The organism is Paenarthrobacter sp. FR1 (genome assembly GCF_051106045.1).
Classification (GTDB): Bacteria; Actinomycetota; Actinomycetes; order Actinomycetales; family Micrococcaceae; genus Arthrobacter; species Arthrobacter nitroguajacolicus_A.
In genome coordinates, this window is sequence record NZ_JBPFSF010000025.1 from 1 (window position 1) to 2,154 (window position 2,154).

Annotated in this window: 2 protein-coding genes; one reads left to right on the forward strand and one right to left on the reverse strand. The window is 63.2% G+C overall.

Features of this window, described 5'->3' with window-relative positions; translation table 11 throughout:
• Window positions 1-308: 308 nt before the first annotated feature.
• Window positions 309-1,295 (forward strand): patatin-like phospholipase family protein, encoded by a 987-nt coding sequence (locus tag ACR30Z_RS22545; RefSeq protein ID WP_208760064.1) that lies wholly within the window; start codon window positions 309-311, stop codon window positions 1,293-1,295.
• A gap of 67 nt (window positions 1,296-1,362) precedes the next feature.
• Here ACR30Z_RS22545 and ACR30Z_RS22550 read toward each other — a convergent pair whose 3' ends face one another.
• Window positions 1,363-1,956 (reverse strand): HhH-GPD-type base excision DNA repair protein, encoded by a 594-nt coding sequence (locus tag ACR30Z_RS22550; protein ID WP_434374673.1) that lies wholly within the window; start codon window positions 1,954-1,956, stop codon window positions 1,363-1,365.
• Window positions 1,957-2,154: the final 198 nt, after the last annotated feature.

A 2,154-nucleotide genomic window follows, 5' to 3' on the forward strand; every position in this document is an offset into this window, starting at 1 on the left:
CTAAGACCCACAGCGCCGATGGTACTGCACCCGGGAGGGTGTGGGAGAGTAGGACACCGCCGGACAACCATTCGAAGAGCCCCGACCACAGGTCGGGGCTCTTCACCTTTAACACCCACACACCAAACACGCGATGGCGCACGGCCTCGAGTGCATGCTAGTTTTTCAGTGATCGTGATCTAACAACAGGAGGTGAGACCCATGAACGCAGTATCCACCATGGGTGCTCCCCCGCTTTCCACGATCCCGCGACTGAGGTAGTCGCTGTTCGGGAGCGCCCCCTCGGCAATTCGCGAAAGGCGACTCCCATGAACACAACACCTTTTTCCAATGTGCAAGCCACCTCCACGTCGTCTCCAGAGCTGTTGGGCGACCAGGATCGGCCGCAGCTAGACAAGACTTTGTACGCGCTTCCCACAGGTGGGCGGGCGTTGGTCCTGGGTGGCGGCGGTTCGACTGGTAACGCTTGGCTCATCGGTGTCATCGCCGGCCTGTTCGAGGCCGGCTTGGACGTAACCACAGCCGACCTGACCATCGGAACATCGGCAGGCTCCACGGCTGCGGTGCAGGTCTCCGGCGCGTCGCCGACCGAGCTGCTTGCCGCCACCTTGGTGCCAGTACCCCAAACACGGTCAAATGCAGGCGGACCGGACCGGCCGCGCGTCAGGCCCGTAGTGGATCACATGGAGCGCATGCGCAAGATCATAGTTTCCGCTTCAGACGCTGCCGATATGCGCCGCAAAGTGGGGGCGTCCGCGCTCGAGATGGGTTCGGCGTCGGACGGTTCCTGGCAGGCGCAGTGGCGGACCGTCGTCGCCTCCCGTCTCCCCATCCAGCAGTGGCCGGAACGGCGGATACTGATCACGGCCGTGGACGCCGGTAGCGGTGAATCCGTGGTGTTCGACCGGCACAGCGGAGTCGACTTGGTGGATGCCGTAGCGGCAAGCTGCTCCAGTGGGCTTCCCTACAGGATCGGCGACGGCTACTACATCGATGGGGGTTACCGATCCAATGCCGAGAATGCCGACCTGGCAGCCGGTTCGGGGCGGGTTCTGGTCTTGGCGCCCTTCGGCGGCAGGTCACTGCATCCCAAGGAGTGGGGCACTGATCTTGCTACTCAGGTGGACCAACTGCGCGCAGGCGGCAGCAGGGTGGAAACGATCTTCCCGACCAGCGAATCCGGGCACATGTTCGGAACCAACGCGATGGACCTTTCGCTGCGGCCACCAGCTGCCCGTGCCGGTTACGTGCAAGGGAAAGACGTTGCCAGGGAACTCGCGGATTTCTGGCACTGATAGCAGGAGGGGCCCCCACGCAATGTGGGGGCCCTTCTGCGTTCTTGGACTTATAGGGTGGCTCGCTTCAGGTGTTTGGTGCCTTCGCAGCTTTGGCCGCGGCCTTGGCCGCCTGCTTGCTGGCGCGCACTTTGGCCAATGACTCTGGGTCCACGATGTCGGCCACGGATAAATAGGAGCCGTCCTCGCCGTAGTGGCCCGCGGCTTCACGCCACCCGGCTGCCTGCAGGCCGCATTGCTTGCCGAGGAGGGCCAGGAAGATCTTTGCTTTCTGGTCTCCGAAGCCTGGCAAGGCTTTGAGTCGACGGAGGACCTCGGCGCCGTCGGGGTCGCCGCTGGTCCAGATGGCCGTGGTATCTCCATCCCATTCACGGTGAACCGTTTCGGCGAGGGCCTGTACCCTGCCTGCCATGGAGCCCGGGAATCGGTGAACTGCCGGCCGCTCCTTGAACACTTCCACGAAACCGGCGGGATCGTAATCAGCGATCGTGCCCGGGTCCAAGGAACCGAGGCGCGTGCGGATCTTCTCAGGTCCGGCGAACGCTGACTCCATAGTGACTTGTTGATCGAGCAACATACCGGTCAGCAACGCAAAAGCGTCGTCACTGAGAAGTTGATCGGCGGCGGCATCTCCTGTGATGTGCAGTTCCATGGGTCCCATCCTCCCACCACCGTGCGGCGTCGTCATTTGCTACTGCGCACGGCCCTGCCGTCTTATGGATGGCAGCTCGCCAGGGGCAGGGTTCGACGGCGGGTGGTGGGGTTTGGTGGGGTGGTGGGGGTGGGGTTTGGGGTGGATTTGCGTTGGGGTGGTGGGGCGTGTATTGTTTTCTGAGTCGCCGGGTGCGAAACGGAAAGC

Excerpts from the sequence above, each read along its gene's own strand:
- ACR30Z_RS22545 (WP_208760064.1), top strand. The coding sequence starts at position 309 with ATGAACACAACACCTTTTTCCAATGTGCAAGCCACCTCCACGTCGTCT.
- ACR30Z_RS22550 (WP_434374673.1), bottom strand. The coding sequence starts at position 1,956 with ATGGGACCCATGGAACTGCACATCACAGGAGATGCCGCCGCCGATCAA.